Origin of the sequence: Mesorhizobium sp. M4A.F.Ca.ET.022.05.2.1, assembly GCF_003998845.1 — a bacterium.
Classification (GTDB): Bacteria; Pseudomonadota; Alphaproteobacteria; order Rhizobiales; family Rhizobiaceae; genus Mesorhizobium.
This window is the reverse complement of the sequence record NZ_RZOJ01000568.1, coordinates 1-3,020: the sequence shown is the minus strand read 5'-3', so window position 1 is coordinate 3,020 and position 3,020 is coordinate 1. Positions and strand designations below refer to the sequence as shown.

Here is a 3,020-nt window from a genome sequence, read left to right as displayed (position 1 = left end):
TGATCGGCCCGTTCAGTCCGATCCATCTCCTGTCGATCCTGGTGCTGGTCACCGCGCCGCCAATCGCCAGGGCGGCAAGGGCCGCGAATGCATGCCACGGAATGGGAGGGGGCGCGGATAGCAATGGTCCGAGCGACATCTCCCCTCCTCAATGCCGGTTACGTGGTCTTGGCGCTCAGAACGGGATCTCGTCGTCGAGTTCGCGCGACGCACCGCCGCCGCCACCCCTGGAGCCGCCACCGCCGCCGCCGCGGCTGAAGCTGTCGTTCGTGCCGGACTGGCCGAAATCCGAGCCGCGGCTGCTGTTGCCGCCACCGGCATAGCTGCCGACCTGACCGCCGCCCTCGCCGCGCGCGTCGAGCATCTGCAACTCACCACGGAATTTCTGCAGCACGACCTCGGTCGTGTAGCGGTCATTGCCGGTCTGGTCCTGCCATTTGCGCGTCTGCAACTGGCCCTCGACATAGACCTTCATGCCCTTCTTCAGATACTGCTCGGCCACCTTGGCGATCTGGTCGTTGAAGATGACGACGTTGTGCCACTCGGTCTTTTCCTTGCGCTCGCCGGAATTCTTGTCGCGCCAGCTTTCCGAGGTGGCGATGCGGATGTTGACGACCGGCTCACCCGAGTTCAGGCGGCGGATTTCCGGGTCCGCCCCGAGATTGCCGACCAGAATGACCTTGTTGATGCTACCCGCCATCGTACTTCTCCGCGCTCATCCGAAACAAATTTTTGACGCCGCACCTTACAGCTTGCGGGCAATCGCCGCCCGTCGTGACTGGCTTTTCCCACAAGGTTTTTGTTCTCTTTTCGTTCTATGATGTGGGCGATGCGCTGTCAATGGTTGTCAGCAGCATGTAGTGTTCCGGCCCGGAATTTCCACGTGATCGGGAACGGATGGGGTGCCAGGTGAAGTCGATCGCACATGGGGACCAGCAGCGCGAGCAATGGCGGGCGGGCGTCGAGACACGCATGCTGGTATCGGCCAGCAACGGCGCGGCGCAACTCTGCATATTCGAACAATGGGTCGAGCCCACGGTCGGCGCCCCGACCCATTGGCATTCGGTCGAGGAGGTGCTCACGGTCGTCGCCGGGATGGCCGAGGTGTGGATCGATGACCAGCACAGCGTCCTGACGTCAGGCCAGTCTCTCATCGTCCCCGCGCACAGGAAACATGGCTTCCGCAACGTCGGCGACGAACCGCTTCACATCCACGCGGTGTTGGCGTCGCCGATCTTCGAGGCCACCTTCGATGGAGCGGCCGGGCTGGTGAGGCGCTGGCTTCCGCAAGGTTCGTAAACAGCGCTTGCCAAATCAATAAGTATCGACTTATGCTTCTGCCATGATTGAGGCAGAGATTTTCCGCGCGCTGGCCGACCCGACACGGCGCGCCGTCTACGAGCGGCTGGTCGCCAGCGAGATGACCGTGTCGGAGCTGCGCATCGGCATGACGGTGTCGCAGCCGGCGGTGTCGCAGCATCTGGCGGTGCTGCGCGGCGCAGGCCTGGTGGTCGAGCGGCGCGCCGGCCGCAATGCCTATTACCGCGCAGCGCCGGAAGGGCTTGAGCCGCTGCTCGGTTGGATCGAGCGCTACCGCGCGTTCTGGCCGGAACGCATCGAGAAACTGAAGACAGTTTTGAAGGGAATGGACCAATGACGGCAACCGAACGTCCTCCTGCCGATGCGTCGCTCAACTTCGAATGCGAGCTTACCGATCCGCCTGAAAAAGTCTGGCGCGCGCTGACCGAAGCGGAATTGCTGGCGGCCTGGATGATGCCGAACGACATCACTCCCGAAGTGGGCAGCCGTTTCGCCTTTGACGGGCCAGAGGCGCCGATCGAGTGCGAAATCCTCGAAGCCGAGCCCGGCAGGCTGCTGCGCTATTCCTGGCGCGAGCGGCCAAGCAAAGGCAATGGCGGACGGCAAGTGCCGCTCGACGGCCGATTGGACAGCATCGTCACCTTCACGCTCGACCCGACGGTTTCCGGCGGCACGCACCTGCGCATCGTCCATGAGGGCTTTGCGCGCATGCCCGCCGTCGCCATGGCCGGTGCCGGTTGCCGGCACGCCTTTGGCGCGGGCGGCACGAAACGGGCGATCGCGGCGAATGCGCCGCAGTTGCGGCGCGCGGCCTGAGCAAGGAACCAAGGGAGAGACGAAATGAGCGGTCTTGCCAATCTGGTGCCGATGGTGATCGAACACTCGAGCCGCGGCGAACGCGCCTTCGACATCTTCTCGCGGCTGCTGCGCGAACGCATCATCTTCATCAACGGAGAGATCAACGACGGTGTGTCGGCGCTGGTCTGCGCCCAGCTTCTGTCGCTGGAATCCGACCATCCCGACAAGGAGATATCGCTCTACATCAACTCGCCGGGCGGCGTGGTGACCAGCGGTTTCGCCATCTATGACACCATGCAGTACATCTCCTGCCCGGTGTCGACCGTGTGCATGGGCTTTGCCGCCTCGATGGCGTCCTTCCTGCTGATGGCCGGTACGCCTGGCCGGCGCATCGCACTGCCCAACGCCAGCATTGTGCTGCACCAGCCGCTCGGCGGCTTCCAGGGCCAGGCGTCCGATATCCAACGTCACGCCGAAGGCATCATGCGCACCAAGCGGCGCATGACCGAGCTCTATGCTCATCATTGCGGCCGCACCTACGAGGAGGTCGAGCGCACGCTCGACCGCGACTATTTCATGACCGCCGAGGAGGCCAAGGCCTGGGGTCTTGTCGACCATGTCTACGACACCCGCAAGAAGGCGGCATGAGGCCGGCACGCGGCGAAGTGATCGCGTGCGGTCTGGCATCGCTTCTGCGCCGCCAATATAGTCCGGCGATGACCAGCAAGCGTTCGTCCAGACTCCTGCGCATCGTCGCCCTCGCGACCGCGAGCATGTTGGCGGGCGCCGCCTTCGCCGATGACAGTTCGACACAGAAGGCTGCTCTGCCCGGCGTGAGCAGCGACTATCGCATCGCCAAGCCCGCCCCGCAGCCCGAGCCCACGACACGAAGGCGAATCCCG

The 3,020-nt window shown here is 64.1% G+C and carries 5 protein-coding genes and 1 pseudogene; 5 read left to right on the top strand and 1 reads right to left on the bottom strand.

What is annotated here, in order from left to right; genetic code table 11:
- Positions 1 to 175: 175 nt before the first annotated feature.
- Positions 176 to 700 carry a single-stranded DNA-binding protein gene (gene ssb, locus EN745_RS32815; RefSeq protein WP_127423167.1) on the bottom strand — a complete coding sequence of 175 codons (525 nt, stop codon included), beginning with the start codon at positions 698 to 700 and terminating at the stop codon, positions 176 to 178.
- A 209-nt stretch (positions 701 to 909) separates the two neighbouring features.
- On the opposite strand from ssb, the gene EN745_RS32810 reads away from it, so the two are divergent.
- The 5 genes and pseudogenes from EN745_RS32810 to EN745_RS32790 all read left to right on the top strand — a co-directional run.
- Entirely contained in the window at positions 910 to 1,299 is a 390-nt protein-coding gene (locus EN745_RS32810) for a cupin domain-containing protein (protein WP_245455471.1), read from the top strand.
- 43 nt (positions 1,300 to 1,342) lie between these two features.
- Entirely contained in the window at positions 1,343 to 1,657 is a 315-nt protein-coding gene (locus EN745_RS32805) for a metalloregulator ArsR/SmtB family transcription factor (protein WP_126054750.1), read from the top strand.
- Positions 1,654 to 2,136 (top strand): SRPBCC domain-containing protein, encoded by a 483-nt coding sequence (locus EN745_RS32800; RefSeq protein ID WP_126054751.1) that lies wholly within the window; start codon positions 1,654 to 1,656, stop codon positions 2,134 to 2,136. The genes EN745_RS32805 and EN745_RS32800 overlap by 4 nt, the downstream gene beginning before the upstream one ends.
- A gap of 24 nt (positions 2,137 to 2,160) precedes the next feature.
- Positions 2,161 to 2,766: an ATP-dependent Clp protease proteolytic subunit gene (locus EN745_RS32795; RefSeq protein ID WP_126054752.1), complete on the top strand. Its 606-nt coding sequence runs from the start codon at positions 2,161 to 2,163 to the stop codon at positions 2,764 to 2,766.
- 68 nt (positions 2,767 to 2,834) lie between these two features.
- A pseudogene (locus tag EN745_RS32790) lies at positions 2,835 to 3,020 on the top strand (hypothetical protein); the annotation flags it as partial.